Here is a 17,717-nt window from a genome sequence, read left to right as displayed (position 1 = left end):
GGAGAGAGCCGCCTCGATCCTGCCCACGCTTGTGAAGTTCGAGCTTGAGCTCGTTCAACTGTTCGGGCTAGGGACGAGGTCGATGTGCGGCGGCCCGGGCTCCTACACGTGCTTGGCAACACTGCGCCCCATCGGCCTGCCGCACATCGCTCTCCACCCAAACTCTAGACCTTCGCGCAGACACAAGCGCACCGCAGGGGCGCGAGAGGCTTCATCGGGAAAGCCCATCGCGCCCCTGCGGTGCTCCTACCAATGCGTCTAGCGCAGCCCCGACATCCGCATGTAGGCTTCCACGATCTGGTCCCCCCAGAAGAACACGATCCACCCGCCAACGGCCAGATACGGCCCGAACGGGATGTGGGTCGAACGGTCGCGGCCCTTGATGGCCAGCCAGCTCGCGCCGATGATCGCGCCCAGCAGCGAGGAAATCAGGATCGTCGGCAGGATCCCGTTCAAGCCGGTCCACGCACCGATGGCCGCCAGCAGCTTGAAGTCGCCATGACCCATGCCTTCCTTGCCGGTCAGCTGCTTGAACAGCCACCACACCGACCACAGCGAGACATAGCCGGCGATCGCCCCCAGCAGCGCCGCCTTTGGCTGCACATAGAGATGCTCCAGGCTGGCGATCAACCCCAGCCACATCAGCGGCAGGGTCAGGCTGTCGGGCAGCAGGTGCGTGCGCAGGTCGATTCCCGACAGCGCCACCAGGAAATAGCTCAGCACCGCCGCGCCAAAGCCCTGCCAGCCAAACCCGAACCGCCACGCGCACGCCAGCGCCAGCAGACAGACCAGCAGTTCCACCGCCGGGTACTGCAGCGAAATCGGCGCATGGCAGTGCCGGCACTTGCCGCGCAGCGCCAGCCAGCTCAGCAGTGGGATGTTTTCGTACCAGGACAGCCTGTGCTTGCAGTGCGGGCAGTGCGAGGGCTCGACCACGATCCCCGGCGGCGGCGGATCGTACAGGTCCGGCTGCTCCAGGATCTCGGTGGCATCGCGCCGCCACTGCCACTCCAACCGGCGCGGCAAGCGCAGGATCACCACGTTGAGGAAGCTGCCGACCATCAGCCCAATCGCGCCCACGACCGGATACCCCAGCCCGGGGTGTTGATCAAGAAATGCCATGGATCAGCCGACCACCGCGCCGAGCTTGAAGATCGGCAGGTACATGCCGATCACCATGCCGCCGACCAGCACGCCCAGGATCACCATGATCGCCGGCTCGATCAGGCTGCTCAGCGCATCGACGGCGTTGTTGACTTCCTGTTCGTAGTATTCGGCGACCTTGAACAGCATGGTGTCCAGGGCGCCGGCCTCCTCGCCGATGGCCGTCATCTGGATCACCATGTGTGGGAACAGGTTGACCTGCTTCATGGCCATGTTGACCGGGTAACCCACCGAGACATCGTCGCGGATGCGCAGGACGGCCTTCTCGTAGACGGTGTTGCCGGTGGCTCCCGAAATGGTATCCAGGGCTTCGACCAGCGGCACGCCCGCCTTGAAAGTCACCGCCAGCGTGCGCGAGAACCGGGCGATCGCGCTGTTGTGCATGATCTGGCCGATCACCGGAACCTTGAGGATCACCCGATCAACCAGGTGCTGGAACGCGGCCGATCGTTTGAACGCCATGACCGTGGCAATGCCGCCGCCCACCAAGACGATGGCTGCCAGCCACCAGTACGAAGTGGCAAAGTTGGAGGCGGCGATGATCATCTTGGTGAAGGCAGGCAGATCGGCCCCGAAGTCCCTGAATACCGTCTCGAAACTCGGTACCACGAAGATCAGCAGGATGGCGCTGACGATCAGCGCGACCGCCACCGTCATGGCTGGATAGAACATGGCCTTCTTGATCTTGCCCTTCAGGGCTTCGGTGCTTTCCTTGTAGTTCGCGATGGTGTCCAGCACCGTCTCCAGCACACCGGCGCCTTCACCGGCGCGCACCAGGTTGCGATACAGCTCGTCGAACTGGACCGGGAACTTGCTGATCGCTTCGGACAGGGACGAGCCGCCTTCGATGTCGGTGCGGATCGCACCGATCATCTTCTTCATGCGCGGGTTCTTGTGGCCCTCGCCGATGATCTCCAGCGAGGTCACGATCGGCACGCCGGATTTCATCATGGTCGCCATCTGGCGGCTGAAGAAGGCGATATCGGCGGGTTTGATCGGCTTGCCGGCGGCACCAAACAAGGGCTTGGGCTTGGGCTTGAGCACCGTGGGCGTAATGCCCTTGCTGCGCAGCTCGGCGCGCAGCATATTGGCATTGCGCGCCTCCTGCTCGCCCTTCATCTTGGTGCCGCGCTTGTCGGTGCCTTCCCAGACAAACATCACCAGCTGCCTGGTGCTGCGCGCGACCGGGACGGATTTCCGGGCGGCGGAACGGGTTACGGCCATTGTTGGTTCCCCAGTTGCCGGCATCCCCACGCCGGGTAGCTCAGCCCGCATGGTAGCCGGTTCGGCCAGCAAAAAAACGTGCAACTGTCAGATTGCGCTGGCAATCCGCCACCCCGTTCCCCTACGAACACCCCTGACCCCGCCGACGCACCGCCCTTCTCGTAGGAGCGCACCGCAGGGGCGCGATGGGGGCTTTACCGGTAAGGCCCCATCGCGCCCCTGCGGTGCGCTCCTACAAAAACGGGCTGGAAAGGAGCTATCTTGCTGATGATCCTTTCTCTTCCGGACTGGCATGTCCACGACGCTTTCACAGGTGCGAGATGTCCTCGAACGCCAGCCAGGCATCCGCCAGGCCCTGGTGTTTGGTTCGGTCGCCTCGGGGATGGCACGGGCCGACAGCGACCTGGATATTGCGGTGGATGCCGGACGGCCGCTGGACGCGGCGGCAAGGATCGGATTGATCCAGGCGCTGGCCGCGGCCACGGGACGTGCGGTGGATCTGATCGACCTGAGGACGGTGGGCGAGCCGCTGCTGGGCCAGATCCTGAAGCATGGCCGGCGTGTGGTCGGCAGCGATGCCGAGCGGGCCGAGCTGATTCGCCGGCACCTCTTCGATGCCGAGGATTTCCTGCCGTACGTCGAGCGGATGCTGCAGGAGAGAAGACGGGCATGGATAGGCTGATCGTCGAGCGCAAGCTGGATTCCCTGCGGCGTTCTGGGTCAGGGTGTTTGTAGGAGCGCACCGCAGGGGCGCGATGGGGCTTTACCGGTAAGGCCTCTCGCGCCCCTGCGGTGCGCTCCTACGACGGCACTGCCGGGTCAATCCTTGGTGACGCGGTTGATCTCGGCCAGGCTGGTCAGGCCCTGCTTGGCCTTCCACAGCGCGGACTGGCGCAGGTCGCGGACGCCCGAGCGCTCGGCGGCTTCGGCGATCTGGATCGCGCCGCCGCCGGCCAGCACGATGGCGCTGATTTCATCGGTCATGGGCATGACCTGGTAGATGCCCACGCGGCCCTTGTAGCCTTCGGTGCACTCGTCGCAGCCGACTGCCTCGTACAGGGTGAAGGCCCCGTCCAGGTCGGCCTGGCTGAAGCCTTCGGCCAGCAGGGCATGGGCGGGCAGCTGGTGCGGCCGCTTGCAGCGCGGGCACAGGCGCCGGGCCAGGCGCTGGGCGATGACCAGGGTGACCGAGCTGGTGATGTTGTACGGGGCGATGCCCATGTTCATCAGGCGGGCGATGGTCTGCGGGGCATCGTTGGTGTGCAGGGTGGAGAGCACCATGTGCCCGGTCTGGGCGGCCTTGATGGCAATCTCGGCCGTTTCCAGGTCGCGGATTTCGCCGACCATGATGATGTCCGGGTCCTGGCGCAAGAAGCTGCGCAGGGCCGCGGCGAAGGTCATGCCGCGCTTGGTGTTCTGCTGCACCTGGTTGACCCCGGGCAGGCGGATTTCCACCGGGTCCTCGGCGGTGGAGATGTTGCGCGTCTCATCGTTGAGGATGCCCAGCGCGGTATACAGCGACACGGTCTTGCCCGAGCCGGTGGGGCCGGTGACCAGGACCATGCCATAGGGTTTGTGGATGGCATCCAGGAACAGCTTCTGCTGGTCCGGCTCGTAGCCCAGCTTGTCGATGCCCAGCTTGGCCGCGCTGGCATCCAGGATGCGCAGCACCACCTTTTCGCCAAACAGGGTGGGCAGGGTGCTGACGCGGAAGTCGATCTGCCGGGTCTTGGACAGATTCAGCTTGATGCGACCGTCCTGCGGCACGCGCTTTTCGGCAATGTCCAGCTGCGCCATCACCTTCAGGCGCGCGGCGATGCGCTGGTTGAGCTTCTGCGGCGCCTTGGCGACCTGCTTGAGGATGCCGTCGATGCGCAGGCGCACGCGGTAGTCGGTCTCGTAGGGTTCGAAGTGGATGTCCGAGGCGCCGCGGCGGATCGCATCCACCAGCACCTTGTTGATGAACTTGACCACGGGCGTGTCATCGCCCTTGGCGTCCACGCCGGTGTCGCCGGTGACCTCATCCTCGCCGCCGCTGGTATCGAGGTTGTCCAGGCCTTCTTCGTCTCCGCCGAGCCCGCCCAGCGTATCGGAGGCGTTATGCCAGGCCTCCAGCGTGCGCCTGAGCTGGTCGTCGGCGATCAGGATCGGTTCGACCACCAGGTTGGTGTGGAACTTGATCTCGTCCAGCGCCTGCATCCTGGTGGGGTCGGACACCCCCACGTAGAGCTTGTTGCCGCGCTTGAACAGCGGCAGCACCTGGTGCTTCTGCAACAGCTCCTCGCTGACCAGCTTGAGCGCGTTCTGGGCCGGATCGAAGGCCGACACGTCCATCAGCGGGATGCCGAACTCGATGGCATTGGCCGCGGCCAGGTTGGCCGCGGTGACCAGCTTCTTTTCCTGGATCCATTGCGCCAGCGGCACCTTGGCCCCGGTGGCTTCGGCCATGGCGGTGCGGGCGGCGCCCTCTTCCAGGGCGCCATCCATGACCAGACGGCGGGCGATGCCGGTGATGCCGACCAGGTTGGGGGCAGGTTGGGCGTTCATGCGGCTTCCCAGGGAAATGGCCAAAAGGTTACCGCAAATGCCATGCCATGGCCGTGGCAGGCGGCTCGAGCACGTAGGGCGGGTCTCGACCCGCCATTGCCATGCATCCGCCCACGCATGCGTCGATCGAAGGCGGAACGTAGGGCGGGTCTCGACCCGCCATTGCCATGCCTCCGCCCACGCACATGCATGGACGTAGGGCGGGTCTCGACCCGCCATCGCCATGCATCCCCCCACACATGCATGGATGTAGGGCGGGTCTCGACCCGCCATTGCCATGCATCCGCCCACGCACATGCATGAATCGACGGCGTCCCGGCGAGCCGAGAGCGGCGGGTCAAGACCCGCCCTACGTTCCTATACATTGGCATGTTCAGGCAAAGACGAGGCGACAATGACCGACACCTTTCTCAAGTATCAGGGCAACAGCCTGGGGGTGCGCCTGCCCGCAGCGGTGGCCCGGGCCGCCGGCCTGCGCGCTGACCAGCGCGTGCGGGTGAGCGTGGAGGGCGAACGGGTCGTGATCGAGCGCGTGCAGGAAACGCCTTTGACCCTGGAGCAGCGGCTGGCACGGTTCAACCCTGACCGGCATGGGGGCCAGGCGCTGGTGAGCGAGCGCGTGGGGGCGGAGCGGTGGTGAAGAAGCCGCTGGCGCCCTGGGTGCCCGGTCGCCAGGAGGTCATCTGGATCGATTGCAACCGTAGGGCGGGTCTCGACCCGCCATTGCGTCTTGGCGGGTCGAGAGCGGCGGGTCAAGACCCGCCCTACGTCCTGGCGGTGCTCAACCAGATCGTGCAATTGGCCTGACAGCGCGCCGGCCGCCCTCTTGCTCCTGGATGAGGTCCAGGCCGGCCAACCCCCGGCAATGCTTTAAGCTTCGGACAGCACGTAGGGCGGGTCTCGACCCGCCATTGCCATGCATCCGCCCACGCATGCACGCACATGCATGAATCGACGGCGTCTTGGCGGTCGAGAGCGGCGGGTCAAGACCCGCCCTACGGTCCTGGCAGCCGTCGTCCTGACGGGGAAGGACTACTCGGCGCGCCTTGCGCTCACCGCGAAAACGCTGGACCACCTGAGGAATTCCCATGGCGCAGATCTCGAAAAATGGTGGAAGGAGCGATTCGCTCACGCCTTCGACGCGCTTACTGAATCAGAGGCTCGGTACCTCGCCCGCACCAAGGATGCTGACACCATCCGAAATCGCATTGTTGCGGCAGAGCAAGCGTGAAATCGCCCAGCGTGCCGCCGGGATTACCGGTTCCCGCCGAAGCACGGTTTGCGAGAAACCGTAGGGCGGGTCTCGACCCGCCATCACCATGCCTCCCCCCACCCACATGCATGGATGTAGGGCGGGTCTCGACCCGCCATTGCCATGCATCCGCCCACGCACATGCATGGATGTAGGGCGGGTCTCGACCCGCCATCACCATGCATCCGCCCACGCACATGCATGAATCGACGCCGTCCCGGCGGGCCAAAAGCGGCGGGTCAAGACCCGCCCTACGTCTTGGCGCGCCATGCGTAACAAGGCCAAGTCAGCCAAGGTGCGTTTGCGTGGTGCCGGCGGCGTGCCGCAGGCAAGTTCTGTCAGCACAAATGGATGGATCAGGACCTTGTCCTGGGACATCAGGCTGACCAGTGCCGCGTTGTGGTGGCGGAAGTGATCGACCCAGACCAAGGTATCGACCAGTACGTCCATCAGCGCGAAGACTTCTGGCGGCGCCGCGGGATGCCGGCCATGTCCGGAGCCTTGCCACCAAGCGCAGCCAGCCGCTTCGCCGCCTGAATGCGGACGAAGGTGCGGATGGCCTCGCGGAACAAATCGGCCTTGTCCATCTCCGGATCGGCCATTTCCAAGGCCTTCTCGTACAGCGCGTCTTCAATGGTGATCGTGGTGCGCATGGCAGGGCCCCGAATCATATTTGATGAAGTATCACATCATATTCCACATCTTCGCATCCGGCCCCGGGACGACGGCGGAAACGACAAACGTAGGGCGGGTCTCGACCCGCCACCGCACAACCCGCCACCCCGGGCGCCGGCACACGCGCGTGCACGGGCCATAAGACGACGATCACCTATCCATGCCCGCCCTGTCTCGTGAGGATCCGCTCGACATAGGGCAGGAAATAATCGGCGTCGAAAAGGTGCCAAAGAGGGATTCCTTCGGCCGGCTTGACGGTCGGGACCCGCCCTGTGGTCCTATTTCGGCCTAAGGGCCGGCCCGACGGGCGATAACTCCCCGTCCGCTAGTGGAACCGCTGCCGGCCTGTGGAGGATCATCCTCATATCTGCCTGTTCAAGATGTGTAACATAGGTAGATGGCTCGGGTATACCTAAGTATCTCGTCCACGCTTCAAGCAGCGTGATATCACTTGGGCGCCATCTTGGTGAAGTTAAAGCTCGAACTGGCTCCTGTATGGAACCCAGCAGTCCAATCGATAGAATTCCAGCGAGAGCCAGTTTCCAGTTTCTGGGGCCCGGCCTGCAAAGCGGCATGACCGCCGAAAGAGCGAGGATCATTAACGCAGGAATAGAGGCCCGCATGACAATATCGTTGCCGTAGCCGAATTTGTAGAGTGGAAGTAAAGCCAATATAATTACGGATATACTGATCCTGATATCGAACACTTTTAGCCGCCAGAGAACAATCGCCAGCAGACCAAATTCGAGAAGGCAAAAAGCTAGGTAGAGTGTGCTCAATGGGCGAATGTTTCTGCCGTCATCTGGAAATATCCAGCCTCCTGGGATATGGGTGGAACCCATTGTCAGATAGCGAAGGCACACCAACGTTAGAAGCGCAATTGGAAGAGCAGTTTTTGGGGAAATAACCGCCCTTATGTCATTTTTCCAATTAATGCCGACAAGGAAGAATGGAGCTGTACCAAGCGCGGCGAAAGGGGACCAAATTAAAATGCTGCTTCCCAGCAAAGGAGTCAGTTTGGCAAGCTGTGGGCTGCGCCAGTGTCGAAGAATAATGAGCGTACATAGCCAAGCGGGTATTGCGTAGTTCGGCACCCAAAAAAACAAGGTCGAGTTTGACGAATATTGGGCAAATGCTGCCCACCACTCTATGTGCTGTCCGAGGCCCGGAAGGGATGCATGGATTAACGCATAGCCCAAAAAATCAAGTCCTCCAAATCCAAGCATGAGGAGTACAGCTAAAACTCTTTGGGCCGTTTTTTCAAATAACGATATTGCCCCGCACAGGACAAGAAAAAAACCCAACGACGTCCATAAATAAAGTGCTACTTCAGCTGTCTTTAGTCCGCATATTGACCCTATCAATGCGGCCGGCAGATAGTATCCAACAGGCGCGCGCAAAATAAGTGGGGACGCGCTGGCCGATGGGTATGCAGGGGGCCAAGCGGTGAATGTTAGGTCCCGTAACAACGCGTCTCTAAAAATCCAATCAGAGTTTGCATAGAACCAATGGCCAATCCCACTCAAGGATGTCCAGACCATGGCGACTACAAAGAGCGCGGCCAGCCCTAATTTAGATGTTTTGCCGCAGGACCATCTCATATTTCCAAGAGTCTGCCATGCCCCGTAGCAATAAAGGAGCGCGACTGGAATAGCGAATATTGGTTTAAGCCATGTGCTGAATAGGAGGGCCGGAACCGCCAAGTACAACAGGGTGATTGAGTCGAGCAGTGCTTGATTATCACCACGATGATTCCGTGGCTGCGAACCGTTCAATTACTTTTCCTCATGATACTCGTCGTCCACGTTGATCGCCCAGATCGCAGCCTTGTCTATCTCGTTGGCCGCGATTTGTCGGGCCGCTTCCTTCGCGGTCAGCATCGAATGATCTTGGTTGTTGTAGCGGTGCATGCCGTTCCTGCCGATAAGGAACAGGTTCTCGACAGCGTCCAGCGCGCGCTGCAGAGCATCAAAGGACTTGTAGGCCTCGCCGAAATAGCCCGGATAAGCTTTCGGAACGCGGATGACCACGGCGTCGGCGGGCTTTTCGGCTTCGACCAAGCCTATCTCGACCATTTCTCGATGTGCCAGCGCCTGTAGTTCGGCGTCCGCCAGGTTCCAAAGGGGGTCACCTTCGCGGCAGAAGAATTCCAGCCCCAGCCATACCGTGTCCGGGTCTGCCACCATGTAGGGGCTCCAGTTGTTGAACACCTGCACCCTGCCGACGTTGACGCCTGGCTCCTGGATATAAATCCAGTTGTCATCCAACTGCCTCCTGATCGCTCTCTTGGGATATAGCAGGCCCACGGTGATGAAATCCCGATACGACAGTCCCAGCGCGATGTCGCGAATGTGCGCAGGCCAGGCATCGGCACAGGCCGCCACCAGATCCTTGATGGACATTGTTGAAATCAGGTGGGTGCAAGCAATCTCGTGTCGTTTGGCGTGAGCATCCAGATACCCTATCGAGCGGACCTTTCCATCTTCGATGTCGATGCGGTCAACCCGGCACTGCATCAGCAAGGTCCCACCCTTCTCCGTGAAACGTTGCGCCGCTGCTTCCCACATCTGTCCAGGACCGTATTTGGGATAAAGGAAGCTTTCGATCAGTGAGGTTTGCTCAGATTGCTGTGCGTTCCTGCCGATCGCGTTACGAAACGCATGCGAGATCGCCTTGGTAATCGAAAGGCTCTTGACGCGCTGGGCGCCCCAGGCAGCACTGATTTCTGCGCACGGCGCCCCCCATACCTTTTCGGTGTATTCCTTGAAGAACTGACGATACAGCCGCCAGCCGAACCGGTTGACCATGAAATCGCGCAGGGAGGTCTCCGGTCGGATGGGATGCAGGCGTGCCCGCATGTAGCTGAGGCCGAAGGTGAAGCTTTTCCACGGGCCCAGCTTGAGCAGGTTGTCCAGGTTGATCTTCAGCGGGTAATCGAAGAAGCGCTTGTTGAAGTAGATGCGCGACTGGCGGTTGCGCAGCAACATCACCTGCTTGTCTGCCACGGTGGCGTCACAGGCAGGCAGGTCGGCACGGCGTCCACCTTGGTAACGCAGCTCGCGCGGTTCGTCCCCGCTTGGCGCGGCGACTGGAAGCAGGTCCTGCCACCACGCCATTACCCAGTCCGACTTGGAGAAGAAACGGTGGCCGCCAATGTCGATGCGGTTGCCATTGTGGTTGACGGTGCGCGATATGCCGCCGACCTGCGCAGCGGCTTCCAGCACGATGATGTTCTTGATTCCGGTGGCCTGCAGTTCGAGGGCTGCGGTGAGCCCGGCGGGTCCTGCGCCAATGATGATGATGTTCATCATGCGACATGCTTCCTTTTGAATAGCAAGATCGACCGCAATAGGTAATTGAACAGAAATGTGACGATCGAAGCCATCAGGCGGACATGCTCGGGGACATGGTGCAGTACTTCAATCCCGACGAACAAGGCAGCCTGCGTCAGCGCCAGTCCCGCCACGCCGATGGCCACGAAACTGGTGAATTCCACGGCGCCGCGGCGCTCCAGGCGGCGTTCGCCGAAAACCCATGTGATGCTGCACAGGTAGGCCAGAACAGCACCTCCTGCGAAACTGATCGTCGCCGACAGCCACCAAGGCCAGCTGAATACCCGCAACCCGAGCGAGAACAGGCTGAGATCCAACGCCAGCGCCAGCAGCGAGGCAGCCAAGTAGCGCAGGAGCTGTGCGTTCGCTAGTCGCCACAACATCGCCCACAGCGACGGGGAACGCCGGATCGATTGGGTCACGCTTGAAATCATGATGCGTCATCCCCTCGCTTTCTCTTTTCCCAATCGGAACAACGGTATAGATACAGCGTCGTCTGAAGTTTGCCGCTGGCGGCATCGTGCACCTGCCATTGGCCATTCACTGCGCGAGACTGTCTGATGGGCATTACAAAGTAGTCCGGTGGCGCAAGATCGCCGTAGGGCGTGCACAGATGGGCCAATTCACTCTTTCCGACCTCGCACGCTTCGGGCTTGGCCTTGGTTTGTTTCCACTCGCATTCCTGGATGGCCTTTTCCGCCGGGATAATTTGCAAATGGCGCTTGATTCCCATGATGGAGGTTTCTCGGTGGAACATTTGCCCGGACATCTGGTATATGCTGAAATAACTGGCACGGTTGAGCGTCAGCCATGCGCCTAGCGGAAGTTTCTCCGCCGAATACCAATAGACCTGTGCTTTTTCGGGAATGGAGGCGCCGAACACGTCGGCTTCATCCGCATACCGTTCGAAGGTGCGCGTCCATGGGCTGCGCGAATCCCAGGCCGAGACCGATCCGGCCACTGCCAGCACACCAACGCAGAAAAGCACCGCCGCGCCCAGTCGCCCGGCACGCTTATGTACGCACCACAGGCATAACGCAACCACCCCCAGCAGCAGTGGATGAGACAACAGCACCACGTCCTGCCTGACCCGAGAAAGTACACCGCCATACATGTTGAAGACCATCCAGCTCGACATCGCGTAACGCAGGAAACTGACGACCATGATTGCCATCACCGCCGCCGCGATCACCTTGCGCAACGAGGGGCGCACGCTCCCTCCCCAGTATCTCCAGACGATATGCAGCAGGATAGTCACTGTTGCCAGCAAGGTGGCTTCGGAGCCTGGCAGGCTGGCTCCGAGTACGGCCGTGGCCCCGAGCAGCAGCGCGGACATGCGGCCGTCGTTCTTCCAGGCGCGCCCCAGCAGCCAGGGCAAGCTGGCGATAGCCGTCCAATGCGTACACCACAGCACGCGCCAGAGTTGCAGGCCGGTCGGCAACACCAGCTTCAGCGTGTCAGCCAGCAACAACGTGATCCCCAGGCCGAGCACCATCGCCAGCATGGCGCTCTTTGCCATCCGCCCCACAGCCCAATCTATGTCCGAACGGATTGCTACAGAATACAGAAGGTAGAAATCCGTCAGCGCAATGCACCAGTCGGTGGGTCGCCAGTTGCTCAGGAAAATATGGCTGCTGTAAGTGGATATTAATTCCAGCCAATCGTTGTCGATGTGCTGAAACAACTGTCCAAACGGCTTGATTCCCAGCAGCGCCAGGCCGCACACCGGTAGCAGCGCCAGCAGGCACCACAGCCAGCGCCGATCTGAACGGACCAGCCAGCACCAGGCGAAGATGGCGCCTGCCAGCGCCTGCAATGGATGCAGCATGCCCGCAACGAGCAGGGCAAGTGCGGCCAGCAGCAGGCGCCCCCGCACCGTGCAACCGATTGCCACCAAGGTGAGCGCTTCGGCATACGGTCGGGAAGTCAGGAATGGTTCGGCGTAGCTGAAGATGCCATATGCGCCGTAGCGCGTGGGCATGGCCAGCAGCGCCAACAGCGCCGGCATCCGCCAGCGATTTGGCAAGAGCGCGCGCAGCAATATCCAGCTTGCGGCATAGAACAGCACGCGTCCCAGCAGCGTCAGCCACAGGAATACTTCCCCGGGACTGAAATGCGCAATCAGCAGCGCGATGAGGCGAGGGAACAGCGTGTAGTCGCCCTGGCTGCCCGCGACGAAGAAGATGTCATGTGCGTAGATGTCTGGATGCAGTAGATAGAGCGCCTGGACCAAGTACAGCGGCGCATCGTGGCGGATGCCGGTGTAGGGACGCAGGTACAGGAGAACGGCCAGTGCGAACAGCCAGAAGGTCCAGCGCTGCAAACGGAGAGGGGGCGACGCCAAGGGAAGATCCATAAAAGCAAACCCCGCTGGGGCGGGGTTTGTTCGAATACGAAACCGCGCATATCCCGTAGGGATAGCAGGCACTCAGCCCTTGCAGCTACCAGGGCGGTACTTCTGCGGAATTGACCCGGCGCAGGTCCAGTCCACCGCACCGGTCGAGGCGTTCAACGTGGCGCTTAGCGTAATGGTCGAGCCGTCTACGCCGGCACCAATGCTCTGCGCGGTGGCGGTAATCACGCTGCCATTCCAACCTACGCTGGAAACGAACTTGGAAGACTGACTCTCAAAGCCACTGTAACTGCTAGGCGGCAGCGAATTGTTAGAAGCTGCATATTCGGACACGGCGGTGCGCAGCGAAGAGGCCGAGAGCAACACCTCGGACACCTTGGCCTTCTTGGTGTAGTCGCTATATGCCGGCAACGCAATGGCCGCCAAAATGGCGATGATGGCGACCACGATCATCAGTTCGATGAGGGTGAAGCCGCCCTGCATGTTCTTCTTCATGAAGTTGTTCCTTAAAGATGGATTGGCTGGATGGAGTTGCAAGGGGACACCGTCTCCCCGTGTCCCCCGGACTGACGCGGACCGTGGGTGCCGTGGACGCCCCACGTGCGGGGTGTCCGCAGCATGAATCGTGCCAAGCCAGCGGCGGCCCACGCGCCGCCGCTGGGGATGCATTCAGCTGCATCTGTCCGCCCTGGAGGGCGGGGACGTGTGGCGCGTTGTTGACCGGATGGGTCACAAGGTGACGCGGCGCGTCAGAGTGTGAGGCGGGCATTGTGGGCGATCGCGGCGGGGGCGCCGCGCCTGCGGGGATGGTGGATCGGGCTTGACGACGGCAGTCGGCGGCCAGGGGGCGGCTGTGGCCTGCCTTCAAGCCAAAAGCCCCCCTCATCTGCCCTGCGGGCATCTTCTCCCCCGCACGCGGGGGAGAAGGGGCGTTGCATCTGGGGAGCGGCGCCGTGTCCCGCAGTCCTCCTGCGACAAGGCGCGCGGCTGTGTCCATTTGCAGTCAGCCGACTGGCCAGGCCAGTTCGGGTTGAACTGTCAGGCGGCAGACCCGAGTTGCCAGCCAGGGAACACCAGGACAGCCGGATGGCAGTGGAGAGCAGTGCCCAGCACCTTGGCCCGCTCCACGCCCAAGTTGACGCGGCCATTCTCGATGCTGGAGATGGTGGGCTGGGGAAGGCCGCACAGGGCAGAGAGTTGAGTCTGGCTAAGGCCTTGCAACGCACGGATGATCCGCACCGACTCACCAGGAGTGACATCGATGCGCTTTTTGGCGGGAATGAGCTTGCGCATATCAGCGTTTCCGATAGTCATGGGATGTGACACCTACGACTTGGACGATCATGACGTCAGCCTCTACGGAGTAGATGACCCGCCATTGCTCGTTTAGCCGGGATGACCTAAAGCCTTTCCAGTCGCCAGAGCGTGCCTGGTCCCGGAAACCCTTGATGGCGCGGAGCCCTTGCGGCCCGGAAAGCATGGCAATGTCTTTCCACTTTTCGTAGCGCTTAAGGATCTCGGTTGGCGTGCTTGCGGACGCTGCGCACCAGTGCACGGGCGTCCTGGCGGGACTTGATGCCGTAGGACTCGAGGCTTTCGTCGATCAGTTGACCGATGGTCTTGCCGCGCTGGTCCGCCGCGTTCCGCGTCAGATTGCGAGGGTGTGGGCGCGTGCCGTGGGGGCGATCGCGGCGGGGCGCCGCTCCTACGGGGTGCTGGATCGCGCTCGACGAGGGTGATCGGCGGCCAGGGGGCGGCTGTGCGGGCATCTTCTCCCCCGCGGGCGGGGAGAATGGGCGAGGGAGCGGCGGGTCGAGACCCGCCCTACGCATCTTCTCCGCCGCACGCGGGGGAGAAGGGACAATTGGTCTGACGCGGCGGGCTACAGACCGCAGCTCATCCCGAGGCCGGCGGCCACTGTTGGGCGGCGTGCAATACACGCAGGACGGTCACGGCGCGGGCATCCTCGGCATAGACGAGGATGTAGTTCGAACCCACCACCATCTCGCGCGTGCCGGGTACGCGGCCGGCGCGATATAGCCGGGGGTGCTGCGGCAAGGTGGCAGCCTTGGTTTCCACCTCGTCTTTCAGTCGTTGCGCCGCGTCAGGGTTGTCGTCGGAGATGTAGTCGATGATCGTCAAGAGGTCCAGGCGTGCGCCTTGGCGCCATTCAAGAACGGGCACGACGCTTTTTGTCGATCAGGGCCTGGGCTTCGTCCATGACCTGCGGGTGCGGAACGGGAGGGCGGGGATCGATCAAAGCCTCCTGCACCCTGGCGCGGAACCAGGCATCGTGCGCCTGCGGGTCGACGGCCAGGCCTGCGGGCAGGCCACCTTCCCTGGTCACGCGCGTGAGCAGGATGCGCACCGCATCGGACACCGTCAGGCCGACCTTGGCCAAGGCCTCGGTGGCCTGCGTCTTGAGTTGATCGTCAATGCGGACATGGAGCATCGAAGTGCGGGCGGCCATAGGGGTTTCCTCGAAATCCTTGGATTCGATCAATCATGTATCTCATGAGAGATACGGTCAAGTCGCCTGGAGGCTGGGGTTGGTGGCCGGTCTTGCATCTGCCCTCGCGGCGGGCAGGGCGGTCCCCGCCCGCAAGCCAAAAGCCCCCCTCATCTGCCCTGCGGGCATCTTCAATCCCCCGCACGCGGGGGAGAAGGGGCGAGGGAGGTTCACATCGGACGGTGGGTCGAGCGGCGGGTCGGGCGGGGTCGAGCGGCGGGTCGAGACCCGCCCTACGGCATCTTCTCCCCCGCACGCGGGGGAGAAGGGGCGTCCCCGCCGCGTCGCATCTGGGGCGATCGCGACGGGGGCGCCGCTCCTACGGGGGTGCGCGGTGCTGGCGGCTGGGTTGCGCTGGCGGTCCAGGTGGACTAAGGTTAATGGACTTAGTCATGATCGGTCGCCATGAAAAGCTTCAACATCCATTACGCCAAGACGCATTTTTCCGCGCTGATCGCCCAGGCCTCGCAAGGGACGGCCTTTGTCATCGCCAAGGCGGGCAAGCCGGTGGCCAAGGTGGTCCCCTTCGATGCACCCGAGCCGAAGCCGACAAGGCGGATCGGGTTCCTGGGCGGGGCCGGTTTCAGGATCCCCTCGCAGGAAAGGTTCAATGAGATCGGAGCCGGGGACATCGAGGCCATGTTTGGCGGCGATCCATGAAATATCTGGTCGATACGCATCTGCTGCTCTGGGCTGCGGTGGGCCAGACAAGCAGCCGCAAGTCCCGTGCGGGCCTCACGGTGGAAGCGATCGCGGTCATCGAGGACCTGGACAACACGCTTTTCTTCAGTGCCGCCGCGATCTGGGAGGTTTGCATAAAGTCGGCGCTGGGAAAACCGGATTTCAACGTGGATGCCAACGTGCTGCGGCGGGCGCTGCTGGACAACGGTTACCTGGAACTGCCCATCAGCAGCGAGCACGCCGCGGCGGTCGGTGGCCTGGCGGGGCACCACGCAGATCCGTTTGACCGGATCCAGATCGCCCAGGCCACGGTCGAGGGGATCGTCCTGCTCACCGACGATGCTGCGATCGGGCAATACGCGAACCATCCGGTCCGGGTTGTCTGAGCGTCCTGCGTGGTGATCGGCGTTTATGCGGCTTGGGGTGTGATGGGCTTGACCGGTGAAGCCTGAGCGGCGGGTCGAGACCCGCCCTACGTGGTGATTGGTGTTGTTGCGCGGTGGGGGTGGGGATCGTGGGGCTGTGGGTTGGTCGGTGAGGCCTTTCGCGCCCTTGTGGTGCGCTCCTACGGGGAGCGCTGCCAGTCGTCGAAAGCCCCGCGCGCGATCGCCCGTGCGCGCGCGAAGACGTCGGCGGCCGTGCGGGGGAGTGGGCGCAGGATCAGTGCGCCGTCCTGTTCGGTGATCTCCACTTCATCGGCTTGCAGGCGGTAGCGTGCGGGAATGCGGACGGCTTGCGCCTTGCCCAGCGTGAACAGCTTGGCGGTGGTGGTCATGGTGGTGGCCTGGTTGATGGCGTTGTGTGTTGAGCATACCTATGCGTGGGGCCGGAGCGGCGGGTCGAGACGAGCGGCGGGTCGAGACCGGAGCGGCGGGTCGAGACGAGCGGCGGGTCGAGACCGGGGCGGCGGGTCGAGACGAGCGGCGGGTCGAGACGAGCGGCGGGTCGAGACCCGCCCTACGATATCAATGGGGGATATCTCACGTTCCCGTGGCGGATGTGGGCGTGGAAGGGGTGGTGGGGATCGGCCGGGGACGCGTTTCCGTCCGGCGTGGGTGGCGGGTCGAGATCCGAGTGGCGCGTCGAGACCCGCCCTACGGTTTCGCTCTTGTTCTTTTCAGGCGATGGCCTGGATGCCGTTCTTCTCGACCACGGTGAGCAGACGCAGCGCCGGGCCACCTGGCCTTTTGACGCCGCGCTCCCAATCCGAAACCACATTTTTGCTGACATTCATGTAGCGGGCAAAAACCGGCTGTGACAGGTGTTCGCGCTCGCGCAGGGCGCGGATGCGTTCCGGTGGCATGGGTTGCACGGGGGCCAGGCACCCCTCGTCGAATTCGCGCATGGTCTGCTTGTCCACTGCGCCTGCCTCGTGCAGCGCCTCCATCGTTTCATGGATGGCGGCGAAGGCTTCACTCCGATATTTCTTCACCATTTCTTTTGACCTCCGAGAACTGGCCCTTGGCGATCAACTCCGCCAGTTGGGCATCTGACAATCCAAGCACATGGGTCGCCGCCTTCTTGAACATCGCTGCTTCGTCAGCGTCGATGTCGGCACGGTCGCTCTTGGCGAAGCCATAGACGAAGAACGCGCGTTCGCTCGTGCGGTACAGGACGATGGTGCGAAAGCCGCCCGACTTGCCTTGCCCCGGCCTTGCCAGGCGCTGCTTGATGACGCCGCCGCCCAGGTCGGCGTCGATGCGCCCGCGTTCGGCGCGGTCGATGGCATCCAGCATCGCCCGGTTCGTAATCCGTTGCTTGCGGGCGAATCGCTCGAACCAACCGTTCTTGAAGACTTTCATGCGGCCATCCCTGGACCAAGGCCATGTCACACTTAGCGTGACATGGGAGGGGCGGAAGAGCAAGCGGAAAATGCCTTGATGGCGTGGTCGCCCGCGCGCGCGCGAAGACATCGGCGGCCGTGCGGGGGGGGGCGTGGAAGGGGCGGCGGGGATCGGCCGGGGATGCATTTCCGTCCGG

General features: G+C 62.6%; 21 protein-coding genes. 4 read left to right on the top strand and 17 right to left on the bottom strand.

The genetic code is table 11. The annotated features are described in order from the left end of the window. Positions 1-258: 258 nt before the first annotated feature. Together D9R12_RS11585 and D9R12_RS11580 are read right to left on the bottom strand one after the other, a co-directional pair. Complete coding sequence (locus tag D9R12_RS11585) at positions 259-1,122, bottom strand: prepilin peptidase (protein ID WP_122230631.1); 864 nt, start codon at positions 1,120-1,122, stop codon at positions 259-261. A 3-nt stretch (positions 1,123-1,125) separates the two neighbouring features. After that, positions 1,126-2,388: a type II secretion system F family protein gene (locus D9R12_RS11580; protein WP_122230625.1), complete on the bottom strand. Its 1,263-nt coding sequence runs from the start codon at positions 2,386-2,388 to the stop codon at positions 1,126-1,128. 292 nt (positions 2,389-2,680) lie between these two features. Between D9R12_RS11580 and mntA the strand changes: the two genes are divergently transcribed. Continuing rightward, complete coding sequence (gene mntA, locus D9R12_RS11575) at positions 2,681-3,070, top strand: type VII toxin-antitoxin system MntA family adenylyltransferase antitoxin (RefSeq protein WP_122230624.1); 390 nt, start codon at positions 2,681-2,683, stop codon at positions 3,068-3,070. A gap of 137 nt (positions 3,071-3,207) precedes the next feature. Here mntA and pilB read toward each other — a convergent pair whose 3' ends face one another. Next, positions 3,208-4,935 (bottom strand): type IV-A pilus assembly ATPase PilB, encoded by a 1,728-nt coding sequence (gene pilB, locus D9R12_RS11570; protein ID WP_122230622.1) that lies wholly within the window; start codon positions 4,933-4,935, stop codon positions 3,208-3,210. Positions 4,936-5,329: 394 nt separating this feature from the next. Here pilB and D9R12_RS11565 point away from each other — a divergent pair, with 394 nt between their 5' ends. Further along, positions 5,330-5,575: an AbrB/MazE/SpoVT family DNA-binding domain-containing protein gene (locus D9R12_RS11565; RefSeq protein ID WP_122230620.1), complete on the top strand. Its 246-nt coding sequence runs from the start codon at positions 5,330-5,332 to the stop codon at positions 5,573-5,575. 786 nt (positions 5,576-6,361) lie between these two features. Here the strand turns inward: D9R12_RS11565 and D9R12_RS11560 are convergent. The 11 genes from D9R12_RS11560 to D9R12_RS11515 all read right to left on the bottom strand — a co-directional run bounded on the left by D9R12_RS11560 (position 6,362) and on the right by D9R12_RS11515 (position 15,050). Further along, the gene (locus D9R12_RS11560) at positions 6,362-6,637 is read right to left on the bottom strand and encodes a type II toxin-antitoxin system VapC family toxin (protein WP_122230618.1); all 276 of its coding nucleotides are present in this window, start codon (positions 6,635-6,637) and stop codon (positions 6,362-6,364) included. Further along, on the bottom strand, positions 6,637-6,840 hold the full coding sequence (locus D9R12_RS11555; protein WP_122230616.1) for a type II toxin-antitoxin system VapB family antitoxin: 204 nt from the start codon (positions 6,838-6,840) through the stop codon (positions 6,637-6,639). The genes D9R12_RS11560 and D9R12_RS11555 overlap by 1 nt, the downstream gene beginning before the upstream one ends. A 300-nt stretch (positions 6,841-7,140) precedes the next feature. Beyond that, on the bottom strand, positions 7,141-8,637 hold the full coding sequence (locus tag D9R12_RS15600; RefSeq protein WP_147475081.1) for a hypothetical protein: 1,497 nt from the start codon (positions 8,635-8,637) through the stop codon (positions 7,141-7,143). Next, positions 8,638-10,170, bottom strand: coding sequence for an NAD(P)/FAD-dependent oxidoreductase (locus D9R12_RS11550; RefSeq protein WP_122230614.1), 1,533 nt, complete (start codon positions 10,168-10,170; stop codon positions 8,638-8,640). Further along, positions 10,170-10,616 carry a GtrA family protein gene (locus tag D9R12_RS11545; RefSeq protein ID WP_170159242.1) on the bottom strand — a complete coding sequence of 149 codons (447 nt, stop codon included), beginning with the start codon at positions 10,614-10,616 and terminating at the stop codon, positions 10,170-10,172. The genes D9R12_RS11550 and D9R12_RS11545 overlap by 1 nt, the downstream gene beginning before the upstream one ends. 8 nt (positions 10,617-10,624) lie before the next feature. Next, positions 10,625-12,550, bottom strand: a complete 1,926-nt coding sequence (locus tag D9R12_RS11540) for a hypothetical protein (protein WP_211327656.1) — start codon at positions 12,548-12,550, stop codon at positions 10,625-10,627. A 72-nt stretch (positions 12,551-12,622) separates the two neighbouring features. Beyond that, positions 12,623-13,042, bottom strand: a complete 420-nt coding sequence (locus D9R12_RS11535; protein WP_210538824.1) for a pilin — start codon at positions 13,040-13,042, stop codon at positions 12,623-12,625. Positions 13,043-13,585: 543 nt separating this feature from the next. Next, the gene (locus tag D9R12_RS11530) at positions 13,586-13,840 is read right to left on the bottom strand and encodes a helix-turn-helix domain-containing protein (protein ID WP_122230608.1); all 255 of its coding nucleotides are present in this window, start codon (positions 13,838-13,840) and stop codon (positions 13,586-13,588) included. A gap of 1 nt (position 13,841) precedes the next feature. Continuing rightward, complete coding sequence (locus D9R12_RS16280) at positions 13,842-14,027, bottom strand: type II toxin-antitoxin system mRNA interferase toxin, RelE/StbE family (protein WP_122230606.1); 186 nt, start codon at positions 14,025-14,027, stop codon at positions 13,842-13,844. A gap of 416 nt (positions 14,028-14,443) precedes the next feature. Beyond that, the gene (locus D9R12_RS11520; RefSeq protein ID WP_122230604.1) at positions 14,444-14,731 is read right to left on the bottom strand and encodes a type II toxin-antitoxin system RelE/ParE family toxin; all 288 of its coding nucleotides are present in this window, start codon (positions 14,729-14,731) and stop codon (positions 14,444-14,446) included. Continuing rightward, entirely contained in the window at positions 14,718-15,050 is a 333-nt protein-coding gene (locus D9R12_RS11515; protein ID WP_244671814.1) for a type II toxin-antitoxin system RelB/DinJ family antitoxin, read from the bottom strand. Before D9R12_RS11515 ends, D9R12_RS11520 begins: the two co-directional genes overlap by 14 nt. Before the next feature lie 411 nt (positions 15,051-15,461). Here D9R12_RS11515 and D9R12_RS11510 point away from each other — a divergent pair, with 411 nt between their 5' ends. Both D9R12_RS11510 and D9R12_RS11505 read left to right on the top strand, forming a co-directional pair. Then, positions 15,462-15,716 carry a type II toxin-antitoxin system Phd/YefM family antitoxin gene (locus tag D9R12_RS11510; RefSeq protein WP_122230602.1) on the top strand — a complete coding sequence of 85 codons (255 nt, stop codon included), beginning with the start codon at positions 15,462-15,464 and terminating at the stop codon, positions 15,714-15,716. Then, positions 15,713-16,123 (top strand): type II toxin-antitoxin system VapC family toxin, encoded by a 411-nt coding sequence (locus D9R12_RS11505; RefSeq protein ID WP_122230600.1) that lies wholly within the window; start codon positions 15,713-15,715, stop codon positions 16,121-16,123. Before D9R12_RS11510 ends, D9R12_RS11505 begins: the two co-directional genes overlap by 4 nt. Positions 16,124-16,302: 179 nt before the next feature. Here D9R12_RS11505 and D9R12_RS11500 read toward each other — a convergent pair whose 3' ends face one another. The 3 genes from D9R12_RS11500 to D9R12_RS11490 all read right to left on the bottom strand — a co-directional run bounded on the left by D9R12_RS11500 (position 16,303) and on the right by D9R12_RS11490 (position 17,539). Next, positions 16,303-16,512 carry an antitoxin gene (locus D9R12_RS11500; RefSeq protein WP_122230598.1) on the bottom strand — a complete coding sequence of 70 codons (210 nt, stop codon included), beginning with the start codon at positions 16,510-16,512 and terminating at the stop codon, positions 16,303-16,305. A 342-nt stretch (positions 16,513-16,854) separates the two neighbouring features. Continuing rightward, the gene (locus D9R12_RS11495) at positions 16,855-17,172 is read right to left on the bottom strand and encodes a helix-turn-helix domain-containing protein (protein WP_122230596.1); all 318 of its coding nucleotides are present in this window, start codon (positions 17,170-17,172) and stop codon (positions 16,855-16,857) included. Continuing rightward, on the bottom strand, positions 17,150-17,539 hold the full coding sequence (locus D9R12_RS11490; RefSeq protein ID WP_122230594.1) for a type II toxin-antitoxin system RelE/ParE family toxin: 390 nt from the start codon (positions 17,537-17,539) through the stop codon (positions 17,150-17,152). Before D9R12_RS11490 ends, D9R12_RS11495 begins: the two co-directional genes overlap by 23 nt. Between the last annotated feature and the right edge of the window lie 178 nt (positions 17,540-17,717).

Source organism: Pseudoxanthomonas spadix, assembly GCF_003703395.1.
Lineage (GTDB): Bacteria > Pseudomonadota > Gammaproteobacteria > Xanthomonadales > Xanthomonadaceae > Pseudoxanthomonas_A > Pseudoxanthomonas_A spadix.
This window is presented reverse-complemented; position numbering and strand designations above follow the sequence as displayed.

What these genes read in the sequence shown, in the direction of transcription:
- D9R12_RS11585 (WP_122230631.1), bottom strand. Translation starts at nt 1,122, where the DNA reads ATGGCATTTCTTGATCAACACCCCGGGCTGGGGTATCCGGTCGTGGGC.
- D9R12_RS11580 (WP_122230625.1), bottom strand. Translation starts at nt 2,388, where the DNA reads ATGGCCGTAACCCGTTCCGCCGCCCGGAAATCCGTCCCGGTCGCGCGC.
- mntA (WP_122230624.1), top strand. Translation starts at nt 2,681, where the DNA reads ATGTCCACGACGCTTTCACAGGTGCGAGATGTCCTCGAACGCCAGCCA.
- pilB (WP_122230622.1), bottom strand. Translation starts at nt 4,935, where the DNA reads ATGAACGCCCAACCTGCCCCCAACCTGGTCGGCATCACCGGCATCGCC.
- D9R12_RS11565 (WP_122230620.1), top strand. Translation starts at nt 5,330, where the DNA reads ATGACCGACACCTTTCTCAAGTATCAGGGCAACAGCCTGGGGGTGCGC.
- D9R12_RS11560 (WP_122230618.1), bottom strand. Translation starts at nt 6,637, where the DNA reads ATGGACGTACTGGTCGATACCTTGGTCTGGGTCGATCACTTCCGCCAC.
- D9R12_RS11555 (WP_122230616.1), bottom strand. Translation starts at nt 6,840, where the DNA reads ATGCGCACCACGATCACCATTGAAGACGCGCTGTACGAGAAGGCCTTG.
- D9R12_RS11550 (WP_122230614.1), bottom strand. Translation starts at nt 10,170, where the DNA reads ATGAACATCATCATCATTGGCGCAGGACCCGCCGGGCTCACCGCAGCC.
- D9R12_RS11540 (WP_211327656.1), bottom strand. Translation starts at nt 12,550, where the DNA reads ATGGATCTTCCCTTGGCGTCGCCCCCTCTCCGTTTGCAGCGCTGGACC.
- D9R12_RS11535 (WP_210538824.1), bottom strand. Translation starts at nt 13,042, where the DNA reads ATGAAGAAGAACATGCAGGGCGGCTTCACCCTCATCGAACTGATGATC.
- D9R12_RS11530 (WP_122230608.1), bottom strand. Translation starts at nt 13,840, where the DNA reads ATGCGCAAGCTCATTCCCGCCAAAAAGCGCATCGATGTCACTCCTGGT.
- D9R12_RS16280 (WP_122230606.1), bottom strand. Translation starts at nt 14,027, where the DNA reads ATGCTTTCCGGGCCGCAAGGGCTCCGCGCCATCAAGGGTTTCCGGGAC.
- D9R12_RS11510 (WP_122230602.1), top strand. Translation starts at nt 15,462, where the DNA reads ATGAAAAGCTTCAACATCCATTACGCCAAGACGCATTTTTCCGCGCTG.
- D9R12_RS11505 (WP_122230600.1), top strand. Translation starts at nt 15,713, where the DNA reads ATGAAATATCTGGTCGATACGCATCTGCTGCTCTGGGCTGCGGTGGGC.
- D9R12_RS11500 (WP_122230598.1), bottom strand. Translation starts at nt 16,512, where the DNA reads ATGACCACCACCGCCAAGCTGTTCACGCTGGGCAAGGCGCAAGCCGTC.
- D9R12_RS11495 (WP_122230596.1), bottom strand. Translation starts at nt 17,172, where the DNA reads ATGGTGAAGAAATATCGGAGTGAAGCCTTCGCCGCCATCCATGAAACG.
- D9R12_RS11490 (WP_122230594.1), bottom strand. Translation starts at nt 17,539, where the DNA reads ATGAAAGTCTTCAAGAACGGTTGGTTCGAGCGATTCGCCCGCAAGCAA.